General features: G+C 66.0%; 15 protein-coding genes. 7 read left to right on the top strand and 8 right to left on the bottom strand.

From position 1 onward, the window contains the following. The first annotated feature begins 288 nt into the window (after positions 1-288). Both AC3WJI_RS06505 and AC3WJI_RS06500 read left to right on the top strand, forming a co-directional pair. Positions 289-2,109 (top strand): two-component system response regulator, encoded by a 1,821-nt coding sequence (locus tag AC3WJI_RS06505; protein WP_492756495.1) that lies wholly within the window; start codon positions 289-291, stop codon positions 2,107-2,109. Next, complete coding sequence (locus AC3WJI_RS06500; protein ID WP_492756442.1) at positions 2,109-3,947, top strand: sensor histidine kinase; 1,839 nt, start codon at positions 2,109-2,111, stop codon at positions 3,945-3,947. Before AC3WJI_RS06505 ends, AC3WJI_RS06500 begins: the two co-directional genes overlap by 1 nt. Positions 3,948-3,970: 23 nt before the next feature. Here the strand turns inward: AC3WJI_RS06500 and AC3WJI_RS06495 are convergent, their stop codons facing one another. From AC3WJI_RS06495 to cysD, 4 genes are all read right to left on the bottom strand, one after another. Then, positions 3,971-5,110, bottom strand: coding sequence for an SET domain-containing protein (locus AC3WJI_RS06495; RefSeq protein ID WP_492756441.1), 1,140 nt, complete (start codon positions 5,108-5,110; stop codon positions 3,971-3,973). 89 nt (positions 5,111-5,199) lie between these two features. Beyond that, on the bottom strand, positions 5,200-5,919 hold the full coding sequence (locus AC3WJI_RS06490; RefSeq protein WP_492756440.1) for a 3'(2'),5'-bisphosphate nucleotidase CysQ: 720 nt from the start codon (positions 5,917-5,919) through the stop codon (positions 5,200-5,202). Beyond that, entirely contained in the window at positions 5,916-7,829 is a 1,914-nt protein-coding gene (gene cysN, locus AC3WJI_RS06485; RefSeq protein WP_492756439.1) for a sulfate adenylyltransferase subunit CysN, read from the bottom strand. Before cysN ends, AC3WJI_RS06490 begins: the two co-directional genes overlap by 4 nt. Beyond that, positions 7,829-8,734, bottom strand: a complete 906-nt coding sequence (gene cysD, locus AC3WJI_RS06480) for a sulfate adenylyltransferase subunit CysD (RefSeq protein ID WP_492756438.1) — start codon at positions 8,732-8,734, stop codon at positions 7,829-7,831. The genes cysN and cysD overlap by 1 nt, the downstream gene beginning before the upstream one ends. Before the next feature lie 131 nt (positions 8,735-8,865). Here cysD and rfbA point away from each other — a divergent pair, with 131 nt between their 5' ends. Together rfbA and rfbB are read left to right on the top strand one after the other, a co-directional pair. Beyond that, the gene (rfbA, locus tag AC3WJI_RS06475; protein WP_492756437.1) at positions 8,866-9,798 is read left to right on the top strand and encodes a glucose-1-phosphate thymidylyltransferase RfbA; all 933 of its coding nucleotides are present in this window, start codon (positions 8,866-8,868) and stop codon (positions 9,796-9,798) included. After that, a complete protein-coding gene (gene rfbB, locus AC3WJI_RS06470; protein WP_492756436.1) occupies positions 9,795-10,853 on the top strand; it encodes a dTDP-glucose 4,6-dehydratase in 1,059 nt (352 codons plus the stop codon). Before rfbA ends, rfbB begins: the two co-directional genes overlap by 4 nt. Here the strand turns inward: rfbB and AC3WJI_RS06465 are convergent, their stop codons facing one another. Further along, positions 10,854-12,170: a UDP-glucose dehydrogenase family protein gene (locus AC3WJI_RS06465; RefSeq protein ID WP_492756435.1), complete on the bottom strand. Its 1,317-nt coding sequence runs from the start codon at positions 12,168-12,170 to the stop codon at positions 10,854-10,856. Between the two features lie 652 nt (positions 12,171-12,822). On the opposite strand from AC3WJI_RS06465, the gene AC3WJI_RS06460 reads away from it, so the two are divergent. The 3 genes from AC3WJI_RS06460 to AC3WJI_RS06450 all read left to right on the top strand — a co-directional run bounded on the left by AC3WJI_RS06460 (position 12,823) and on the right by AC3WJI_RS06450 (position 16,924). Then, positions 12,823-14,025 carry a putative bifunctional diguanylate cyclase/phosphodiesterase gene (locus tag AC3WJI_RS06460; protein WP_492756434.1) on the top strand — a complete coding sequence of 401 codons (1,203 nt, stop codon included), beginning with the start codon at positions 12,823-12,825 and terminating at the stop codon, positions 14,023-14,025. A 53-nt stretch (positions 14,026-14,078) separates the two neighbouring features. After that, positions 14,079-16,469 (top strand): ATP-binding protein, encoded by a 2,391-nt coding sequence (locus AC3WJI_RS06455; protein ID WP_492756433.1) that lies wholly within the window; start codon positions 14,079-14,081, stop codon positions 16,467-16,469. A gap of 68 nt (positions 16,470-16,537) precedes the next feature. Next, positions 16,538-16,924 carry a response regulator gene (locus AC3WJI_RS06450; RefSeq protein WP_492756432.1) on the top strand — a complete coding sequence of 129 codons (387 nt, stop codon included), beginning with the start codon at positions 16,538-16,540 and terminating at the stop codon, positions 16,922-16,924. On the opposite strand, the gene AC3WJI_RS06445 is transcribed toward AC3WJI_RS06450, so the two are convergent. The 3 genes from AC3WJI_RS06445 to AC3WJI_RS06435 form a co-directional block, all read right to left on the bottom strand. Beyond that, positions 16,921-18,207, bottom strand: coding sequence for an MFS transporter (locus AC3WJI_RS06445; protein WP_492756431.1), 1,287 nt, complete (start codon positions 18,205-18,207; stop codon positions 16,921-16,923). The genes AC3WJI_RS06450 and AC3WJI_RS06445 overlap by 4 nt on opposite strands. A 210-nt stretch (positions 18,208-18,417) precedes the next feature. Further along, entirely contained in the window at positions 18,418-19,317 is a 900-nt protein-coding gene (locus AC3WJI_RS06440) for a dioxygenase family protein (protein WP_492756430.1), read from the bottom strand. A gap of 122 nt (positions 19,318-19,439) precedes the next feature. Then, a complete protein-coding gene (locus AC3WJI_RS06435; protein WP_492756429.1) occupies positions 19,440-20,705 on the bottom strand; it encodes an ATP-binding protein in 1,266 nt (421 codons plus the stop codon). Positions 20,706-20,709: the final 4 nt, after the last annotated feature.

Below are 20,709 nucleotides of genomic sequence, written 5' to 3'. Positions count from 1 at the left end.
GCTTGCTCCCGGGCGATGCCGCTCCGGGGGAGGAGGACGGCACGCTTACTGGCGAAACCGCTGGGAGACGGCGGCATCCGCAACACCGCTCTACGCGGATGCCGGCGCGCCGTCGTTTCGGGAGAAATGCGCTAGGGGATAGTACCGCAAATTAACTATGCGGGCGCAGCCTAGACGAAGGCATGGCACGGGATTTTACGCGCCGTTAATGCTAATTACTTACCTTGTTCGGAGATTTTCCGGGGGGAATTGGGCTTGCGCATTCTGATCGTGGACGACGAGCCGGCGATGCACGATTCCTATCGCCAGTGCTTCGCCCCGGCCTGCGGAAGTGCCGAGGCGCTTGGCAAGATGGCGGCCGAATTGTTCGGCGACGCGCCGGCGCCCGCCGATTGCGCGCCGCATTTCGACTGCGACCACTATATGCAGGGACTCGACGCAGTCGCCGCTGTCGAGCAGTCGATCGCGAGCGGCGCGCGCTATGCCGTGGCGTTCATCGACATCCGCATGCCCCCCGGCATCGACGGCAAGGAAACCGCGAAGCGCATCCGCCTGGCCGACCCTGACATCAACCTCGTCATCGTCACCGGCTATTCGGACTTCTCGCCGATCGAGATCAGCCGCGCCGCAGGTCCGGTCGACAAGCTGTTCTACATCGCCAAGCCGTTCCAGGCCGAGGAAGTGCTCCAGGCCGCGACGGCGCTCGCGCAGCGCTGGAAGGTCGATCTCGACCTCAAGCACGCGGTCGCGCTGCTCGAGGAGCAGAAACTCGAACTCGCCGCGAACGAATCGCGCGCGATCCACATGGCCAACCACGATTCGCTGACCGACGCGCCCAATCGCCTCGCCTTCCTCCACGCGCTCGGCCAGGCAGTGAAGGGTGACCATTGCTTCGCGATGGCGATGATGGACTTGGACCGCTTCAAGCTGGTCAACGACACGCTCGGGCATCTCGCCGGCGACGAGCTGATCCGGATGGTCTGCGAGATCCTCCAGGACAGGATCGCCGAGGACGGCTTCGTCGCGCGGCTCGGCGGCGACGAATTCGCGCTGCTGATGCAGGTCGAGGGCGAAGACGATGCCGTGATGCAGTGCGAGCGCCTGCTCAAGGCGGTCGGCACCAGCTTCAAGGTGTTCGGCCATTCGGTGCAGGGCGGCGCCTCGATCGGGCTGATCGTCGTCGAACCGGGCAGCATCGGCGATCCGATCGACGTGATGCGCCGCGCCGACCTCGCGCTCAACGAAGCCAAGCGCCGCGGGCGCGGATGCGTCTGCGTGTTCGACGAGAGCATGGACGATTCGATCCGCTTCCGCCGCCAGATCGAGACCGGCCTGTCCGAGGCGATCGCCAAGGGCGAACTCAAACTGGTGTTCCAGCCGATCGTCGGACGCGCGCTCGACATTCCCGGCTTCGAGGCGCTGATCCGCTGGTGCAGCCCCGAATATGGCATGGTGCCGCCGGCGATGTTCATTCCGATCGCCGAGGAATCGCAGCTGATCCACGAACTCGGCGACTGGGTGATCGATCACGCGCTCGCCGCGCTCAAGACCTGGCCCGGCCAATATGTCTCGGTCAATTTCAGCCCGCGCCAGTTCCGCCGGCAGAACTTCGTTGCGCATGTCGTCGAGCGTGTCGCCGCGGCGGGGGTCGAGCCCGGCCGCTTCCAGATCGAGATCACCGAGACCGCGATCTTCGACAATGTCGAGCGCGCCGCCGAGATCCTGTTCAAGCTGCGCCAGATGGGCTTCCGCATCGCGCTCGACGATTTCGGCACCGGCTATTCGTCGCTCTACAATATCCGCCGCTTCGCGCTCGACTGCCTCAAGATCGATCGCAGCTTCGTCGACGGGATGGGCCGCGAGCGCGAGAGCGCGGCGATCGTCCATTCGGTGATCCATCTCGGCCGCGCGCTCGGCATGGAGGTCGTTGCCGAGGGAGTCGAGACCGATGCCCAGCTGCAGGCGCTGCGCATCGCCGGGTGCAGCCATATGCAGGGCTTCTTCCTGTCACGGCCGCTCGCTGCCGAGGATGCGCTGGCAGTGGCCGAGAAGGGCAGCCTCGCGCACCAGCCTGCGCTCGAAATCGCGGGCACCGGGACCGACGGTTGATGATCAGGTCGGGGCGGTTGCGCCTGCCGCGGTCGCTCGGCGCGAAGCTGGTACTGATCCTCACTGGGGTCGGGCTGGTCGGCGCGACCGCGCTGACCTTGCTGCTGGCGACCGTGATCACGCCCAATTTCAACCGGCTCGAGCGCGATTCGAACGCCGCGCATGTCGCGCGTACCCAGGCGGTGGTTACCGACCTCGCCGCCAAGGTCGAGAATGCCGTGCGCGACTATGGCGACTGGAACGCGTCCTGGGACTATATGGCGGCGCCCAGCCGTGCCTTCGAGGCGGAAAGCTTCTCGACGCTGGCGATGGCCAATCTCGACGTCGACGGCATGGCCTATGTCCGGCCCGACCGGTCGGTGGTGATCGCGCGGTGGATCGATCCCGCGCGCGAAGCCGAAATGCCCGCGATGCGCGGCACGCTGGTCGCGGCGATCGGACGGCTCGATTTCGAAGCCGCGCTCCGCGGACGCAGTTCGGCCGGCTTCTATCTCAGGCTCGGCGACCGCCTCGCGGCGATCGGCATTGCGCGCGTCCGCCGCAGCGACGGCAGCGGCGCCCCGCGCGGCTATGTGCTGATGGCGCGGACGATCACGTCGCAACAGCTCAGCACCCTGCTCCAGCTCGAGGCGCGCCTGGCTGCGCCCGCCGCCGAGGTCACCGTCACGCCGAGCGCGTCGCGCACGCGCATCGCGGTGCCGATTCCTGGCCCCGACGGCCGCGCGGTCGCCGCGGCAGCCTACACCGTACCGCGCGATCTCTCGACTTTGGGCAAGCGCATGCTGGTGCTTGCGGTGCTCGGATCGTCGCTGCTGCTCGCGGTCGTACTGCTGGTGACCCGGCGGATGATCACTCGGCTGGTGCTGCGCCCGCTTCACCGCGTCGAGCGCCATATGGGCGTGGTGCGCAGTTCGGGCGATCTCGGCCTGCTCACCGAAGACGCGCGCGATGACGAGATCGGCAGCCTCGTCACCAGCTTCAATTCGATGCTCCGCCAGCTCAAGGACCTGCGCGAGCAGCTCGAAGTGCAGAGCTTCACGCTCGGTCGCAACGAGAGCGCGGTCGCGGTGATGCACAATGTCCGCAACGCGCTCAATCCGGTGACGACGGTGCTGAGCCAGGGGCTCGATCGGCCGCCCGCGATCGACCGCGTGACGATCGACAAGGCGCTCGCCGAGCTTGCCGATCCGGGCCTCCCGACCGAGCGCCGTGCCAAACTGGTCGCATTCCTGTCCGCTGCGTTCGACGCGTTCGAGCGCGAGCGTGCCGAGCGCAGCGGCCAGCTAGGTATCGGCCGCGTCGCTTTGCGCCAGGTGCTCGAGATCATCGGCGATCAGCAGGAGGCGGCGCACGAGCGCCCTGCGCTGGCCAGCTGCGACATCAGCGAGATCGTCGCCCAGAACGCGACGATCGCGCGGTTCTCCGGCGAGAACTCGGTAGCATTCAATTTTCCGTCGAAGCCGCACCTCGTCCGCGCCAACCGCGTGATCCTAAGCCAGGTGATCGGCAACCTCTTCGCCAACGCCGCCGAGGCGATCGCCGCGACCGGCCGGGGCGGGGGTAGCATCGCCGTCACGGTCCAAGAGCGCGGCGCGCGCACCGAGATCGTCATCCGCGACGACGGCGAGGGCTTCGATCCGACACTGGCTTCGACCCTGTTCCAGCGCGGCTTCTCAACCCGCGCACACAAGTCCGGCGGGCTGGGGCTGCATTGGTGCGCCAATTCGATGCTGGCGATGGACGGGACGCTCGAGCTGCAAAGCGACGGGAAGGGCATGGGGGCGCGCGCGGTGCTGACCTTGGGCGCGGTGCCGGTGGCTGAGGAACTGGCGGCTTAGCCGACGCCCGTGTTCTGCGAAGGCTAACCTGTTGCGCGCTCATCCTCCACGACGAGCGGCTCGCGTAGATAGGGGGCAACCAAGTTTCGCGCGCGGAACCATTGCTGGCGCTTGGCATCGAGCGTGTCGAAATCGCCGATCACGCGCCGGCACTCCGCCGCCTTGCATTGGCACAGCATGTGCCAGTTCGACTGGCGCAGCGTCGTCGAATAGTCCCAGCTGATCTCTTCGCCCGCCGCGATCGCGCGGACCGCGATCAGGAACACGCCCGTTTCGCCAAAGCGCAGTCCGGCATTGGGCGCGCAGCTATGGTTGACCAGGTCGTCGAGCTGTCCCGAGGGTCCCATATAATCGTTGGGCGTCACTTGGACGAAGCGGTCGCTGCGCCCGTGCATCCGGCTGGGCAGACGATCCGCTGGCAGTCGCCGCCCGGTGAATTCGAGCAACACGTCGCCCTCGGCAAACGGCGCCGCGGCGAATACGGCCTTGCCGAGATGGTTGTCGCCGACCTTGAAGAGATTGTTCGAAGCCCGATAGCGCTCGAAGATGCGCAGGCCGCCGCGGCGAATGCCGAACGCGCGCCACGGGTTGATCGTCGCGAGCCCGATCAGGAACCAGACGCTGGCGTGGCAGAGCAATTCGACCAGGATATAGCCGAGCTCGGCCAGGCCCAATTCGCCGCGAACCGCGATCAGCAAGGTCGCGAGATCGCCGAAGGTCCATAATCCCCACGCGGGGGAACGCTCGCGTGCGCGGTCGGTCCACACGCTCGCCCAGGTCGGCCAGAAGCTCACCGGCACCGCCGCGACGACGAGCATGTGCGCCCAGAATGCTTCGCGGAAGACCAGCCACAGCGCCAGCGCGGCCAGCGACGCGGCGATGCAGAAGGTCTCGCTCGGCGACGGCGGCGCCCAGTCCGCGCGGCGCCAGATCCCGATCGTCACGGCGAGGCACGCCACCGCCGACAGCGCGAACACCAAGCCTTGTGGGGCGCCGGGATTGACCGCGGCATAGGTCGACGCCTCGAGCGCGGTGGCTGCCGCCCAGATCAGCCACGAGGCGCGGTTGGGGCGGACGATGTCGCGGCGTAGTCCGAGCAGATAGACGGCGTAGCCGGCTAAACTCAGCCCGATCGCCAGCACGAACCAGATTTCGAGCCCCAAGCCGTGCCCCTCCCCAGGCACGCGTTTACCATGTCCATTGACTCTGGTCCACGCGCGACTCGCAGGGACTCCGCGAGTCGCGTCTTAGGTCAACCTGCACATTCCCGCACCGCCGCGAGCACCCGCTCCGCCCATTCCTTGCGACAGATCAGCAGGTCGGGGATGCTGGTGTCGCGATCGTTGTAGACGATCTGCGACCCGTCGATCCGCGAGGCGTGCAGCCCTGCGGCCAGCGCCACTGCGACCGGCGCGCAATTGTCCCATTGATGCTGGCCGCCGCTGTGCAGGTAGATCTCGGCGGCGCCGCGCACCACTGCCATCGCTTTGGCGCCCGCCGAGCCCATGCCGACCGGCACCGCGCCGATCCGCCCCGCGACGTCGACGCACAAGGCGCTCGCCCGCGTCCGGCTGACCAGCATTCGCGGCGGCGTCTGCGGCCGGGGAAGCGGGGGCGGGGCATCGCTCGACAAGGTCAGGCCGAGCTTGGGCAAGGCCACCGCGCCGCTCGCCGCGCGTCCATCTGTCGCGAGTGCGACATGCACCGCCCAATCCTCGCGCCGCTCGGCGAATTCGCGGGTGCCGTCGAGCGGGTCGACGATCCACACCCGCCGCGCCGCAAGCCGCGCCAAGTCATCGGCGCTCTCTTCCGACAGGATCGCGTCGTCCGGTCGCGCGTCTCGCAACCGCGACAGGATCAGCGCGTTGGCCTCGCGATCCCCCCGGTCGCCCGCCGCGCACTCGGACTGGATGCGCAGCAGCAGCGCCCCGGCCTCGGTAGCGATATCGCGTGCGAGTTCGGCGTCGTTCAAATCACCGGGCTCCAGGTTCCCATGATCGTCTCGACGATCCGCTCGGCCGCGGCCTCGGGAGTCTCCTTGGTCGTGTCGATCCGGATCTCGGGGCGCTCGGGCGCTTCGTAGGGACTCGATATGCCGGTGAAGTTGGCGATCTCGCCTGCGCGCGCCTTCTTGTAGAGCCCCTTGGGGTCGCGCTTTTCCGCCTCGGCGATCGGCGTGTCGATGAAGATCTCGAAGAAATCCCCCGCCGGCAGCATCGCCCGCACCATCTCGCGCTCGGCGCGGAATGGCGAGATGAACGCGGTCAGCACGATCAGCCCGGCATCGGTCATCAACTTGGCGACCTCGCCGACGCGGCGAATATTCTCGACCCGGTCGGCATCGGTGAAGCCCAGGTCGCGGTTGAGCCCGTGGCGGATATTGTCGCCGTCGAGCAGGAAGCTGTGCTTGCCCAGCGCATGCAGCTTCTTCTCGACCAGATTGGCGATCGTCGACTTGCCCGATCCCGACAGGCCCGTGAACCACAGCAAGCGCGGCACCTGGCCCTTTTGCGCGGCATGCGCCTCGCGCGTGATCTCGACCGCCTGCCAGTGGACGTTCTGCGCACGCCGCAGCGCGTGGTGGAGCATCCCCGCGGCGACGGTGGCGTTCGACGCCTTGTCGATCAGGATGAACCCGCCGAGATCGTGGCTGTCGGCGTAGGATTCGAATACGATGCCGCGGTCGGCGGCGATCTCGGCGACGCCGATATCGTTGAGCTGGAGCGTGCGCGCCGCCACCTGCGCGAGCGTATTGACGTCGATCGCATATTCGGGCTCGCGCACCGTGACGCTCACCGTCTGGGTGCCGAGCTTGAGCCAATAAGCGCGGCCGGGAAGCAATTCGGCCTGGTCCATCCAGACGATCGTCGCCTTGAACTGATCCGCGACCTGCGGCGGCGCCTCGGCGGCGGCGATGACGTCGCCGCGCGAGCAATCGACTTCGTCGGCGAGCGTCAAGGTCACCGACTCGCCCGCGCCGGCGGCGTCGCGGTCGCCCTCCATTGCGACGATCCGCGCGACCTTGGTAGTCCGCCCCGAGGGCAGTATCCGGACCGCATCGCCCGGCTTGACCGTGCCGCTCGCGATCAGCCCGGCAAAGCCGCGGAAGTCGAGATTGGGACGGTTGACCCACTGTACCGGCAGCCGGAACGGCTTGGCCCGGTCGGCCTCGGCCTCGATCTGGACCTGCTCGAGATGATCGAGCAGCGCCGGCCCGGCGAACCACGGCGTGTTCGCGGACAAAGCGGTGATGTTGTCGCCCTTGAACCCCGAGATCGGGATCGGCGTGAAGTCCCTGATGCCGATCGAATCTGCGAAGGCACGATATTCGGCGACGATCGCGTCATAGGTGGCCTGGTCGTAGCCGATCAGGTCCATCTTGTTCACCGCGAGCACGATGTGGCGGATGCCGAGCAGGTGCGCGAGGTACGAATGCCGCCGAGTCTGGGTGAGCACGCCCTTGCGCGCGTCGATCAGGATCACCGCGAGATCGGCAGTGGAGGCGCCGGTGACCATGTTGCGCGTATATTGCTCATGCCCCGGCGTATCCGCGACGATGAACTTGCGCTTTTCGGTCGCGAAGAAGCGATACGCCACATCGATCGTGATGCCCTGCTCCCGCTCGGCGGCGAGCCCGTCGACGAGCAACGCGAAGTCGATCTCCGCTCCTTGCGTCCCCAGCCGCTTGCTGTCGGCCTCGAGGCTCGCCAGCTGATCCTCGAAGATTTGCCGGGAATCGTAGAGCAAGCGCCCGATCAGCGTGGATTTTCCGTCGTCGACGCTGCCGCAGGTGAGGAAGCGCAGCAGCGACTTGTTCTGGTGCAGCGTGAGATACGCCGAAATGTCAGACGCAATGAGGGCGTCGGGACGATAGGAGGTCATCAGAAATACCCCTCCTGCTTTTTCTTTTCCATGCTCGCGGCCTGGTCGTGATCGATCGCACGGCCCTGGCGTTCGGAGGTGGTGGTCAGCAGCATCTCCTGGATGACGTCGTCGAGCGTCGCGGCTTCGCTCTCGACCGCCCCGGTCAGCGGATAGCAGCCGAGCGTGCGGAAACGCACCGAGCGTTCGACCGGCGTCTCGCCGGGCGCGAGCCGGAAGCGTTCATCGTCGACCATCAGCAGCAGCCCGTCGCGCTCGACCGTCGGGCGCGGCGCGGCGAAATAGAGCGGCACGATCTCGATTCCCTCGGCGCGGATATATTGCCAGATGTCGAGCTCGGTCCAGTTCGAGATCGGGAACACCCGCATGCTCTCGCCCTTGGCCTTGCGCGCATTGTAGAGGTGCCAGAGCTCGGGGCGCTGATTCTTGGGGTCCCACCGATGCGAGGCCGTGCGGAACGAGAAAACGCGCTCCTTGGCGCGGCTCTTCTCCTCGTCACGCCGTGCGCCGCCGAATGCCGCGTCGAAGCCGTAGAGGTCGAGCGCCTGCTTCAGCCCCTCGGTCTTCCACAGATCGGTGTGGAGGGTGCCATGATCGAACGGGTTGATCCCGCGGACGAGCGCGTCGGGGTTGCGGTGGACGAGCAATTCCATTCCCGCGGCCCGCGCGGCGCGATCGCGCAGTTCGTACATCGCCTGGAACTTCCAGGTCGTGTCGACATGGAGCAGCGGGAAGGGCGGGGGGGCAGGATAGAAGGCCTTCTTGGCGAGGTGCAGCATCACCGCGCTGTCCTTGCCGATCGAATAGAGCATCACCGGGCGCTCGGCCTCGGCGACGACTTCGCGCAGGATATGGATGCTCTCGGCTTCGAGGCGTTGAAGATGGGTGAGTGAAGGAAGAGACAAAACGAATCCCGATTGCACTGCGGTACCCGGCTAAAGCTTCGTGAACCTTCTGCCGCTATTTGACGATGTTGATCTAGGGGGCAGGGCGCCTTGTTTGCGAGGCGTTCCTAATTCGGCGCGGAGAAGAAAAATTGTCAGCGCATTTTCGCCGCAGCGGTGATCGCCGGCCAGAGCCGCACGGCGTCAAGGGCATCATCCTCGCGGGGGGATCCGGCACGCGGCTCTATCCGGCGACCTTGTCGATCTCGAAGCAATTGCTGCCCGTGTTCGACAAGCCGATGATTTACTACCCGCTGTCGGTAATGATGCTAGCGGGTATCCGCGATATCCTGATCATCTCCACGCCACGCGACCTGCCGATGTTCGAGGCATTGCTCGGGAGCGGCGAGGCGTTCGGCATCAACCTCAGCTATGCCGTGCAACCGGAGCCGGCGGGGCTCGCCCAGGCTTTCGTGATCGGTGAGAAGTTTCTGGATGGCGGCCCGGCTGCGCTGATCCTCGGCGACAATATTTTTCACGGCGACGCGCTGGGGGCGAAGTGCCATATGGCCGCGACCGCGGCGGCGGGGGGCGGCGCTACGATCTTCGCCTATCACGTCGACGATCCCCAGCGTTATGGCGTGGTGAGCTTCGATCCGGATAGCGGCCACGCGACCGAGATCGTCGAGAAGCCGGCAAACCCCGCGTCCAACTGGGCAGTCACCGGGCTCTATTTCTTCGACCGCGATGTGACGGGGATCGCCCGCGAACTCAAGCCTTCTGCACGCGGCGAGCTTGAGATCACCGACGTGATCCGTGCCTATCTCGATCGCGGCAACCTGATCGTCAATCGCCTCGGCCGTGGCTACGCGTGGCTCGATACCGGTACGCACGATAGCCTCCACGAAGCCGGCGCGTTCGTCCGCACGATCGAGCATCGCCAGGGGATCAAGATCGCCTGCCCCGAAGAGATCGGGTTCGACCTTGGCTATCTGAGCGCGGCGGCGATGCTCGATCGCGCCGCGCGGATGGGCAAGACGGGCTATGCCGATTATCTGCGTCGTTGCGTGGAGGCTGCGGCATGATCCGGCGCGTCCTTGTCACTGGCGGGGCAGGATTTATCGGCTCGGCGGTATGCCGCCGGCTGGTCGCGCGTGGCTTTCACGTCGTCTGCCTCGACAAGCTGACCTATGCCGGCAATCGCGCATCGCTCGCGGAGATTGAACGCGCACCGAATTTCCGTTTCGTCGAAGGCGACATTGCCGACGCCGCAACGGTGCTGCGATTGCTCCGCGACGAGCAGTTGGACGGCCTCATGCATCTTGCCGCCGAGACGCATGTCGACCGCTCGATCGATTCTCCCGCGGCCTTTGTCGAGACCAATGTGGTGGGTACGGTGCGGTTACTCGACGCGACGCTCGCATATTGGCGCACGCTTCCGCAGGCCGCGCGCGACACATTTCGGTTCCATCACGTTTCGACCGACGAGGTGTTCGGCGATCTTCCTTTCGACAGCGGCGTGTTCACCGAGACCACGCCTTATGCGCCTTCCTCGCCTTATTCCGCGTCGAAGGCCGCGTCTGACCATTTCGTCCGCGCTTGGCACGAGACCTATGGCCTGCCGGTGGTGCTGTCGAACTGCTCGAACAATTATGGGCCCTGGCATTTTCCCGAAAAGCTGATCCCGTTGACCATCATCAATGCGCTGGAGGGAAAGCCGCTGCCAGTCTATGGTTGCGGCGCGAACGTGCGCGATTGGCTGCATGTAGAGGATCATGCTGCCGCTCTGGAAAAGATACTGACCTCCGGCCGCATCGGTGAGACCTACTTGGTCGGCGGTCGGGCCGAGGCGACCAATCTGAGTGTCGTCGAAGCGATCTGCGACCTACTCGACACGCGCCAGCCGCTGGCAGGCACGCGCCGCCGTTCGCTCATCACGTTCGTGACCGACCGTCCCGGACACGACCGCCGCTATGCGATCGATCCTGCCAAGGCCGAGCGAGAACTCGGCTGGACGCCGCGCGAGAGCTTCGCCTCCGGATTAGAGCGTACCGTCGACTGGTATCTCGCCCATCGCAGCTGGTGGGAGCCGATCCGTGCCTCGACCTACGCGGGCGAGCGGCTCGGCAAGGATGCCTGATCAGCTCGCTTTGGGTTTGCCCACGCCAACCAACGTCAGCCCCGCGCGCGCCGCCTCCGCGGGGGGATAGATGTTGCGCAGGTCGACGAGCAGCGGTGTGGTAAGCGTCTTTGCGATCCGGCCAAGGTCGAGCGCGCGGAACTCGTCCCACTCGGTGACGATCACCAACGCGTCGGCGCCCTCCGCCGCGATATAGGGATTTGCGCAGAATTCGACGTCCGGCAGGATCGGCCGCGCTTGCTCGATACCCTCGGGATCATAAGCGCGCACCATCGCGCCGGCATCCTGGAGCGCCGCGATCACCGACAGGCTCGGCGCATCGCGCATGTCGTCGGTGTTGGGCTTGAAGGTGAGGCCGAGCACCGCGACGGTCTTGCCGTGCGCGTCGCCGCCCATCGCCTTGATCACCTTGCGGCCCATCGCGCGCTTGCGGGCGTCGTTCACCTGCACCGTCGCCTCGACGATGCGCTGCGGCGCCTCATTGTCGGCCGCGGTCTTAAGCAGCGCCAGCGTATCCTTGGGGAAGCACGAGCCGCCATAGCCGGGGCCGGCATGGAGAAACTTGCCGCCGATGCGATTGTCCATCCCGATCCCGCGCGACACTTCCTGCACGTCGGCACCGACCGCCTCGCACAGATCGGCGATCTCGTTGATGAAGGTGATCTTGACCGCGAGGAACGCGTTCGCGGCATATTTGATCAGTTCGGAGGTGCGGCGGCCGGTGAACAACAGGGGCGCGTTCTGATTGAGCGATAGCGGGCGGTAGATCTGCCGCATCACGTCGCGCGCCGCCTCGTCGTCGGTACCGATAACGACGCGATCGGGCCGCTTGAAATCTTCGATCGCCGCCCCCTCGCGCAGGAATTCGGGGTTGGAGACGACCTTGGCGCCGCTATTCGGTGCGACTTCGGCGAGGATCCGCTCGACTTCGTCGCCGGTGCCGACGGGCACGGTCGACTTGGTGACGATCACGCTCGGACCGGTCAGATTCTCCGCGATCTCTCGCGCGGCGGCGTAGACGTAGGAGAGGTCGGCATGGCCGTCGCCCCGCCGGCTGGGCGTGCCGACGGCGATGAACACTGCGTCCGCATCCTTGACGCCCTCGGCAAGATCGGTGGTGAAGGTCAGCCGTCCTGCCTTGACGTTCGACGCGACGAGCTCGGCAAGGCCCGGCTCATAGATCGGCATCACGTTCCGGTGGAGCAGTTCGATCTTGCGCGCGTCCTTGTCAACGCAGACGACCTTGTGGCCGAAGTCCGAGAAGCACGCCCCGGAAACCAGGCCCACATAGCCGGTGCCGATCATCGCGATGCGCAAGGTCCGATCTCCTCTGGAGTGAAGACCATAGCGCCTTAACCAAAGGCACGCGCAGGGCAAGCACGCCGGCCGTGGGCACAAAAAAAGCGGCCAGTCCCCCCAGCCGCTTCTCGATTGTCGTCCGGGTCGGTCAGCGCGTTATCACTGCTGATACCGCTTCACCGCCGACCCGGAAGTGACGATTCAGAACGGGCGGATTTCTTCGCCACCGCTCTTTTCGCGGAAAAGAAGGCCAAACGCGAACATCATTGATCTCCCATCGGTGCGCACGATGCGCGATTCGAGTGGTTAAGGGGAGATTAACGACTAATCAATCAGGATTTCTGCGGGATGGTGCAGGTGGGCAATCACTGCACCGGGCGCGATTTAACCGTTCCTTCAAGGGTCGGGGCCTAGGTCCGAAGACATGTCGGGTGGGTCGGACACTTCGGTGCCCTCGGGAGACGGCGAGTCGCGCGCGGCCGCGTCTTTCGCGGAAGCCAATGGAATCGTTGCGGAAGCGTATCCGCGGCGCGACTCCCACGCGTGCGGACAAGGTACGGACAGCGTGCCATGCGAACAGCGGGCCACGGCTTCTCCGGTCGGACTAACCCGGGCCGAGCCAGCGAATCCCCGATCGGGATATTGGCGAATTCTGTCCCAATGTGAGATTGTGAATTTCGCAACGCTGCGCCGCCATCTTGGCCGGCCGCGTGCCGACGCGCTGGTTCTCGATGTCTCGGCGCGAATCGCCGAGTGCATTCCGGAAGTGCGGATCCTCACCGCCGGCCGCGCCTTGATCGAGATCGCATTCGAGCGCGAAGGTGCCGAAGCCGGCGCTGCCGATATCGGACGGTTGCGCAAGGCACTTGCCGATCCCTTCGATCTCGACGGCGAATCCTATCAAATCCAACTGCAATTCGGCGTCGCTGCGGCGCCTTGTGAGGATTGCGACGACGTTCGCCTGACCGAAGCCGCGGAATCGGCGCTCGAACAGGCGCGCAGCGAAAAGCGCGTCGTGATGCGCGATCTTTCGCGTGCGGACCTGGCGTTCGATCGCCTGACGCTGATGCGCGAGCTTCCCCGTGCCATCGCCGCGGACGAGATGTTCCTGCAATATCAGCCCAAGGTGCACGTGCGCCGGCAGGAAATTACCAGTGCCGAGGCGCTGGTGCGGTGGCAGCATCCCCAGCGCGGACTCATCCTTCCGGGCGACTTCATCTCGGTGGCCGAGGAAGCCGGCGAGATCGGCGCGCTGACGATGTGGACGCTTCGCCAGGTGATCGAGGATCAGAAGCGCCTCGCTGCCGAAGGGTTCGATCTCACGCTGTTCCTCAACATCTCGGGCATGTTGCTTGCCGATGCCGAGTTCGTGAAGGAAGCCTGCGCGATCGTTTCGTCGAGCGGGGCCAAGCTCGGCTTCGAAATCACCGAGACCGCAGTGATCCGCGATCCGGACAGCGCAATTCGCCATTTGCAGACCTTCGCCGATATCGGGGTCAAGCTCGCGATCGACGATTATGGCGCAGGGCTGTCGTCGCTTGCCTATCTTAAGCGACTGCCGGCGAACGAACTCAAGATCGACAAGATGTTCGTGATGCAACTGACCTCGAGCAATCGCGATCCGCTGATCGTCCGCTCGACGATCGACCTGGCGCACGCGCTCGAAATGGAAGTCACCGCCGAAGGGGTCGAGACACCCTCGGCATTGGCGCTGCTCAGCGTGATGGGCTGCGACATGGTGCAGGGCTTCCTGCTGTCGCGTCCGCTGGGCTTCGACGCCTTCCGCAAATATCTCGCCGACGAAGCGCACCTTGCCAGCTCGGCCAATGTGCAGTCGTTCATCCGGCCCGAGAGTTTCTGGAAACGCGCGTGACGCGCGTCCTGCTTTCTGCCCTAGGCCTCGCGCTAGCCCTCGCAAGCCCGTCCGTGTTTGCCGGCGAGGCCGATTTCTCCAGACCGCTCGAAGTTCAGATCCAGGCGGCCAAGGACAGCATGATGGCCGACCAGGTGCAGACGCTGCGCCATGTCGACCAGATCGACTCGCTCGCGCGCCGCGTCCCGGATCGACGGCAGCGGGTCCTGGCGCTGGCGACGGCGCGATGGCTTGGCGCGGAGGCCCATCTGCGCAACAACGCGACCGAACGCGCCAAGCCTCTGCTCGATGACGGCCTGCGTCTCATCGGAACGATCTCCGGACCGATCAAGCTGCGTGGCGACCTTCTGATGTCGCAAGGCGCCTTTTACATGCAGCGCAACGACGCCGTGAAGGCATTGGCGAATTATCAGGAGGCGTTCCGGATCTTCGCCGCGGTCAGGGAGCCGCGCAGCCAGGCGATCGCGCTCCAGAATATCGGCGCACTGTACGGCGTCGCGAACGACGACAACCGCTCGCAGCAATATTATCGCCAGGCTGCCGAACTCTATGACGGTGATCCGGCGCTCTCCCTTTCGCTGCACAACAGTCGCGGCAACGTCCTTGCCCGGGCCGATCGGAGCCGCGCCGAGGCCGAAAAGGAATATGAGGCCGCGCTGGCGATCGCCCGGCAGCTCGAAAAGCCGCTGCTCGAAGCACGAATCCTCGTGAATCTTGCGCGCAATCAGGTTGAACTCAGGCATTTCGAGGCCGCCGATCGCACCCTGGCGCGCGGCTTCAAGCTCGTCGAGGACGCCGACGCTGACCTCTTGCGCCGCCAGCTTCTCGCGACCGCCGCATGGCTTGCCTCCGATCGGGGAGACAAGGCAAAGGCGCTGCGGCTGATCAAGGAGTGCTTTGCCGGCGTGGATCTGACGACGACCACCGTCGACTTCCGCAGATCGCATTTCTTCGCGCACGAGATCCTGCGCGAAGTCGCGCCCAAACTGGCGCTGGCGCATCTGGAAGCGATGAAGCGCCTCGACGAAGAGACCACGAAGGTCGCCACCTCGACCGGCGCGGCGCTGATGGCTGCGCGCTTCAACTACGCCGAACAGCAGACGCGCATTCAGACGCTCAAGGCCGAGGAAGCACGCCGTACCGCCGCGTTCCAACGGACCCTGTTCCTGAGCATCGGGGGCGCTACGCTCGTCATCATCGCCCTTTTGAGTTTCGGCTTGATCACCTTGCGCCGCAGCCGCAATCAAATCCGCGCGACCAACATCGTCCTGGGCGATACCAATGTCGCGCTCGAAAAGGCGCTCAAGGCCAAGACCGAGTTCCTCGCGACCACCAGCCACGAGATACGGACGCCGCTCAATGGCATTCTCGGCATGACCCAGGTCATGCTCGCCGACCCCAAGCTCGAAGCCGAGATGCGCGACCGCATCGGGATCGTGCACGGCGCCGGCGTCACGATGCGCAGCCTCGTCGACGATATTCTCGACGTAGCGAAGATGGAGACGGGCAACCTGGCTGTCGAGGCCGTCCCGATGGACCTGTGCGCGATGCTGCGCGATGTGACCCGATTGTGGGACGAACAGGCACGCGGAAAGGGCCTGCGCTTCCGCCTCGAGCTCAGCCACGCGCCCGGCTGGATTGTCAGCGACGCCGGCCGACTGCGCCAGATCGTGTTCAACCTCTTGTCCAACGCCATCAAGTTCACCGAGCGCGGCGGCGTGACGCTGCGGGTGGTGGCCGAAGGCGAAGGCGAGACGGCGCGGCTTCGCCTCGTCGTCAACGATACCGGCATCGGCATCCCGGCGGAGAAATTCGAGGAGGTCTTCGAATCCTTCCGCCAGGTCGACGCCGGCACCACGCGCAAGTTCGGCGGCACCGGGCTAGGCCTCACCATCTGCCGCAATCTCGCCCGCGCGCTGGGCGGCGAGATCACGGTGGAGAGCATCGAAGGGCAGGGCACATCGTTCATCGTCGACCTGCCGCTCGTGCTCGCCGAAGCGCCGGTCGAGGCCAAAGGGACTGCCCGCAGCGGCGCGACGATGGTGATCCTAGATCGCAATCCGATCGCGCGGAGCATGCTGCGTACTTTGCTCGAGCCGCGGCTCGCCTCGGTGCACTTCGCTTCGAGTGCGGAGGAAGCCCATGCGCTCATCGCCGAGGCGGCGGCGACGCACTTGCTCGTCGATGAGGCGTCGCTCAAGGCGAACGAAGGCGAGCCGATGGATATCCTCAAGACCCTCGCCGCCGCCATCGCGCCGGGCAACAGCACGGTGCTGTGGTCCAATCCCGATTCGGATGTGCGAGCGCAGCTCGTCGCCCTCGGGATCGGCAACATCGTCACCAAGCCGGTGTCGGGCGCGGCCCTCGTTGCGGCGATCGTTCCGGGTCCGGAAGAAAATTCGGAGCAGGGCGGTCGCGACCGTCTTGTGTCCCAGGCGGCATAGCGCGATAGCACACTTCATATGATAAAAACGGTCGCAGAGATTCATTCCGTCCTTCGCGTCGGCACGCCATGAACATCCTGTTCATCGAAGACGATCCGATGAACCGTCGGGTGGTGAAGGACATGCTCGACGTGGCCGGCGCCACCATGGCGGAAGCAAGCTGGGCGGAGGAAGGCCTCGAGCGGATCGACGCCGAGGATTTCGACGTCATCCTCGTCGATCTGCGCATGCCCGGCACCGACGGCTTCGAGACCATCCGGCGCATCCGCGCGCGTGGCGACGAGAAGGCGGAACTGCCGATCATCGTCGTCACGGCAGACACTGCGATCGACCTGCGCGAGCGCTGCCTCGCGCTCGGCGCCGACGACGTGCTGTTCAAGCCGGTGGCGATGGACGCGCTTTTCGATTCGATCGGCCGCGTCCTCGCGAGCCGCAGCGGCGGTATCCTGACCTAATCTTCGAGGATGCGCGAATGCTTCGCGGTGTCGCGCATCCTGAGATAAGTGATCAGCGAGATCGCGATCATCGCGGTGACGTACCAATAGAAGCCGCGCTCCCAGCCCGCATCCTTGAACCACAAGGCGACATATTCGGCCGTACCGCCGAACAGGGCGTTGGCGAGCGCGTAGGGGAGCGCGACACCCAGCGTGCGGATATGGGCGGGGAATAGCTCGGCCTTCACCACCGCGTTGATCGACGTGTAGCCGGTGACGATCGCCAGCGCGCCGAACATGATCAGGAACGCCGCGAAAGCGCTGTGCACTGTTTCCAGCGTCGTGAAGATGGGCCAGGTCAGCAGCGTCCCCAGCACCCCGAACCCGACCATCAGCGGCTTGCGCCCGATCCGGTCGGACAGCGCGCCCGCCAGGGGCTGGATCGCCATGAAGCAGAACAGTGCCGCAGCGTTGATCTGCGAGGCGGTCGCGCGGTCGAAGCCGGCGGTGTTGACGAGGAATTTCTGCAGGTAGATCGAATAGGCATAGAAGGCGAGCGTGCCGCCGGCAGTGAGCAGCATCACCACCGCTGCCTCGCGCGGATGCTCGCGGAAGAGCGCCGACAATCCCGATCGCCGCGCTTCGCTGCGACTGTTTTCGAAGCTCTCCGTCTCTGCCAGCCGCCGCCGAAGCCAGAACACCAAGACCGCCAGCGCGCCGCCAATCGCGAAGGGAATCCGCCAGCCCCATGCGTCGAGATCGGCTTCGCTGAGCGTCGCCTGCAGGACGAGGAGGACCAGCAATGCGACCAATTGTCCCGAGATCAGCGTGACATATTGGAAGCTCGAGAAGAAGCCGCGATGCCGTTTGCCTGCCATCTCGGAAAGGTAGGTGGCGCTGGCGCCGTACTCGCCGCCGACCGACAGGCCCTGGAGCAGCCGCGCGAGCACCAGCAGCATCGGTGCTGCCGCGCCGATGGTCTCGTAACCGGGCGTGAGTGCGATGATCAGCGACCCGACGCACATCAGCGTGACCGAGAGGGTCAGCCCCGCCTTGCGCCCGTAGCGGTCGCCATAGACGCCCATCAGCCAGCCGCCGATCGGGCGCATCAGAAAACCGACCGCGAACACCGCCGCGGCGTTCAAGAGCTGCGCGGTCTGGTCGCCCTTGGGGAAGAAATGCGGCGCGAAATAGAGTGTGAACGCCGAATAGGCGTACCAGTCATACCATTCGACGAGGTTGCCCGCCGACCCGCCGAGGATCGAGCGCAGGCGATGGGGATGCGCGGGTGCCGGGGATGCCATCGCGGCACCCTATAACGCGCCCCGCCCGCCGGGAAGTGGCACAGAGGAAACCACCTCGGCAGGCGGGGCGCTTCGGCCGGCGGGGCATGCCGGCCGCTCCACCCCCGTGGAGCTCGTGGGGAGCAAGTGCTCCTGCGAAAGCAGGAGCCCAGGATCACGGATGCTGTCCGGTGTGATCCTGGACTCCTGCTTTCGCAGGAGCACGGCTGGCTAGCGCGCCAGCCCGATCACCGCGGTCGCGGTGTAACCCGCCGCCGCGCTGCCGGTCATCACAGGCGTCTGCTGGGCGATCTGCGCGCTCGAATTGTCGCCGAACACATTGTCGCTCGTGAGCGATACGCCGGCGAGGTTGCGGACGCTGCTACCGTAGCCGCTGGCATTGTTGTACACTTCGGTGCAGGTCGCGGCCGGCATCGCGAGCTGCGAGATCAGCGAGGCATAGCGCCCCGAGGTTGCATTGCTCAGGCTCGAAAAGACCTCGAAATGGATGTGCGGCCAGCGCCCGGCGTAGCAGCCGGGGAAGATCGTCGTGAAGCGAACCTCGCCATTGGCGTCGGTCACGCCGACGCCGCGCAGATAACTCTCATTGGGCAAGTCGTAGAGCGAATATTTGCCGTCGCGGTCGCAGTGCCAGAGATACACGGCATAGCCGGCCAGCGGCGCGCAGGCCGAATTGACGTTCACCACCGTTAGCGTGAGCGTCACTTCCACGCCGGCGGCAATCGCAGTCGAGGTACCGATGAAGCTCGACCGGATGTCGCTGCGCACGACGTTCGCGGCGGTCAGCGCATTCGATGTAAGCCCGCTCGCACTGTTGGTGCCGTCGGCGGGGTAGGGACCGTTGGTCTCGGTCGGGTCGGCGACGCAGCCCGCGCTCGGTGTCGGCGTCGAGGTCGGGCTCGGCGTCGGCGTGACCGAGGCACTCGGCGTGGGGGTAGGGGTTACGACCGTGCCGTCGCTTGCCGCATTGCCGTCGCAGGCGGTCAGCAATGCGCCGGCACCTGCGCCGGCGAACCAGCGCAGCGCGCGGCGGCGGCTGGCCAGGGCGTTGATAACCTGCAGATCGTAAGCGAGGCCGTGATCGTGTTCGTCGTGAAGGTCTTGAAGCAAATGCGAAACTCCCGCTGTTCGACAGCAGGAATGGCGGTGCCGAGGCACAAGCGGATTTCGCGGCGTCGCGCGAATGTTTCAGCGCGTTGCGAAACCTTCCCCGCCGCGCGGCGGGGCCTTGCTCACTCGGCCGGCAGCCTGACGCGCACGCGTCCGCCGCCGGCGTCGCGATTCTCCAGCCGCACTTCGCCGCCATGCGCCTCGGCGATCGAGCGGACGATCGCCAGACCCAGGCCGGTGCCGCCCGTCGCCCGGTTGCGGGAGGCTTCGCCGCGCACGAACGGCGCGAACAACGCCTCGGCGCGGCCGGGCGGGAAGCCGGGGCCTTCGTCTTCGACCAGCACCTCGGCCCAGCCGCTAGAGACCGACCAGCACATACGCGCGCTGTCGCCGTAGCGGACGGCATTTTCGACGAGATTGGTGAACAGCCGGCGCAGCGCCACCGGGTCGCCCTCGACGACAACCCGCGGGCCGAGGTCGACCTCGACGGGTGTCCCCGCCGCTGCAAGGTCGTCGCCCAAGCTCTCGATCAGGCTGCCGAGATCAAGCCGGGCATGCAACTCGCGGTTGCGGTCGTCGCGGGTGAAGCGGAGCACGGCACCCAGCATCGCGCGCATCTCGTCGATGTCGCTGGCGGCGCGGTCGCGTGCCGCTTCGGGCAATTGCTCCACCCAGAAGGCGATCCGCGACAGCGGCGTGCCGAGATCGTGCGCGATCGCGGCGAGCATCGCGGTGCGGCCCTCGGCCTGCTGAAGGATGCGGTCCTGCATAGCCTCGACCGCTTCGGCGAGCTCGCGGACTTCGCGCGGGCCCCCGTGCGGGATGGCCGGGCGAGCGCCGAGCCGGGCGCGCGTCGCCGCCTCTGCGAGCTTGCGGATCGGCCGCGAGATCCGCCCCGCGACATACCAAGCGAGCACCGAGAGGATCGCGAGCGTGAGCAGCATTCCCGCCAGCCGCCGGAAATGCCAGCTGGTGAAGGTCGGCGGAGGTGCTGTCGATACGATGATCCAGCCATCGCCGTCGCGCCGACCGACGGTAAAGCTGCCGCGAATGTCTCCGTCGGGATCGTGCGGGGGGAATTCGTAGAGGCCGTGGATGCTTTCCGGCGAGGCGGGGATCAGCGCCGCGATCGCGGCATCGCGCTCGGGCGAAACCTGTTCCTCGCTGCGGCCGAAGCGGTCCTCGTCGATCCGCCGGACCTCGATACCGCGGGCATTTTCGGGTACCGCGCCGGTGCGCAGCGCCTCGGCGACGCGTGCGATCGGCATAGGGCGGAACCAGGGTGGCGGGCCGCTGAACATCGACGTGAACTGCACCGTCGTCGCGATCAGCGCCGCGGCGATCACCAGCAGCACGATGGGAAGCGTGATCGAGCGCGCCTTGCTCATGTCG

This window comes from Sphingomonas sp. FW306-1B-B10E (genome assembly GCF_058782005.1).
The sequence above is the reverse complement of the archived record's forward strand: the minus strand, read 5'-3'. Positions and strand labels throughout refer to the sequence as shown.

Excerpts from the sequence above, each read along its gene's own strand:
- AC3WJI_RS06505 (WP_492756495.1), top strand. The coding sequence starts at position 289 with ATGCACGATTCCTATCGCCAGTGCTTCGCCCCGGCCTGCGGAAGTGCC.
- AC3WJI_RS06500 (WP_492756442.1), top strand. The coding sequence starts at position 2,109 with ATGATCAGGTCGGGGCGGTTGCGCCTGCCGCGGTCGCTCGGCGCGAAG.
- cysN (WP_492756439.1), bottom strand. The coding sequence starts at position 7,829 with ATGACCTCCTATCGTCCCGACGCCCTCATTGCGTCTGACATTTCGGCG.
- rfbB (WP_492756436.1), top strand. The coding sequence starts at position 9,795 with ATGATCCGGCGCGTCCTTGTCACTGGCGGGGCAGGATTTATCGGCTCG.
- AC3WJI_RS06450 (WP_492756432.1), top strand. The coding sequence starts at position 16,538 with ATGAACATCCTGTTCATCGAAGACGATCCGATGAACCGTCGGGTGGTG.
- AC3WJI_RS06445 (WP_492756431.1), bottom strand. The coding sequence starts at position 18,207 with ATGGCATCCCCGGCACCCGCGCATCCCCATCGCCTGCGCTCGATCCTC.
- AC3WJI_RS06435 (WP_492756429.1), bottom strand. The coding sequence starts at position 20,705 with ATGAGCAAGGCGCGCTCGATCACGCTTCCCATCGTGCTGCTGGTGATC.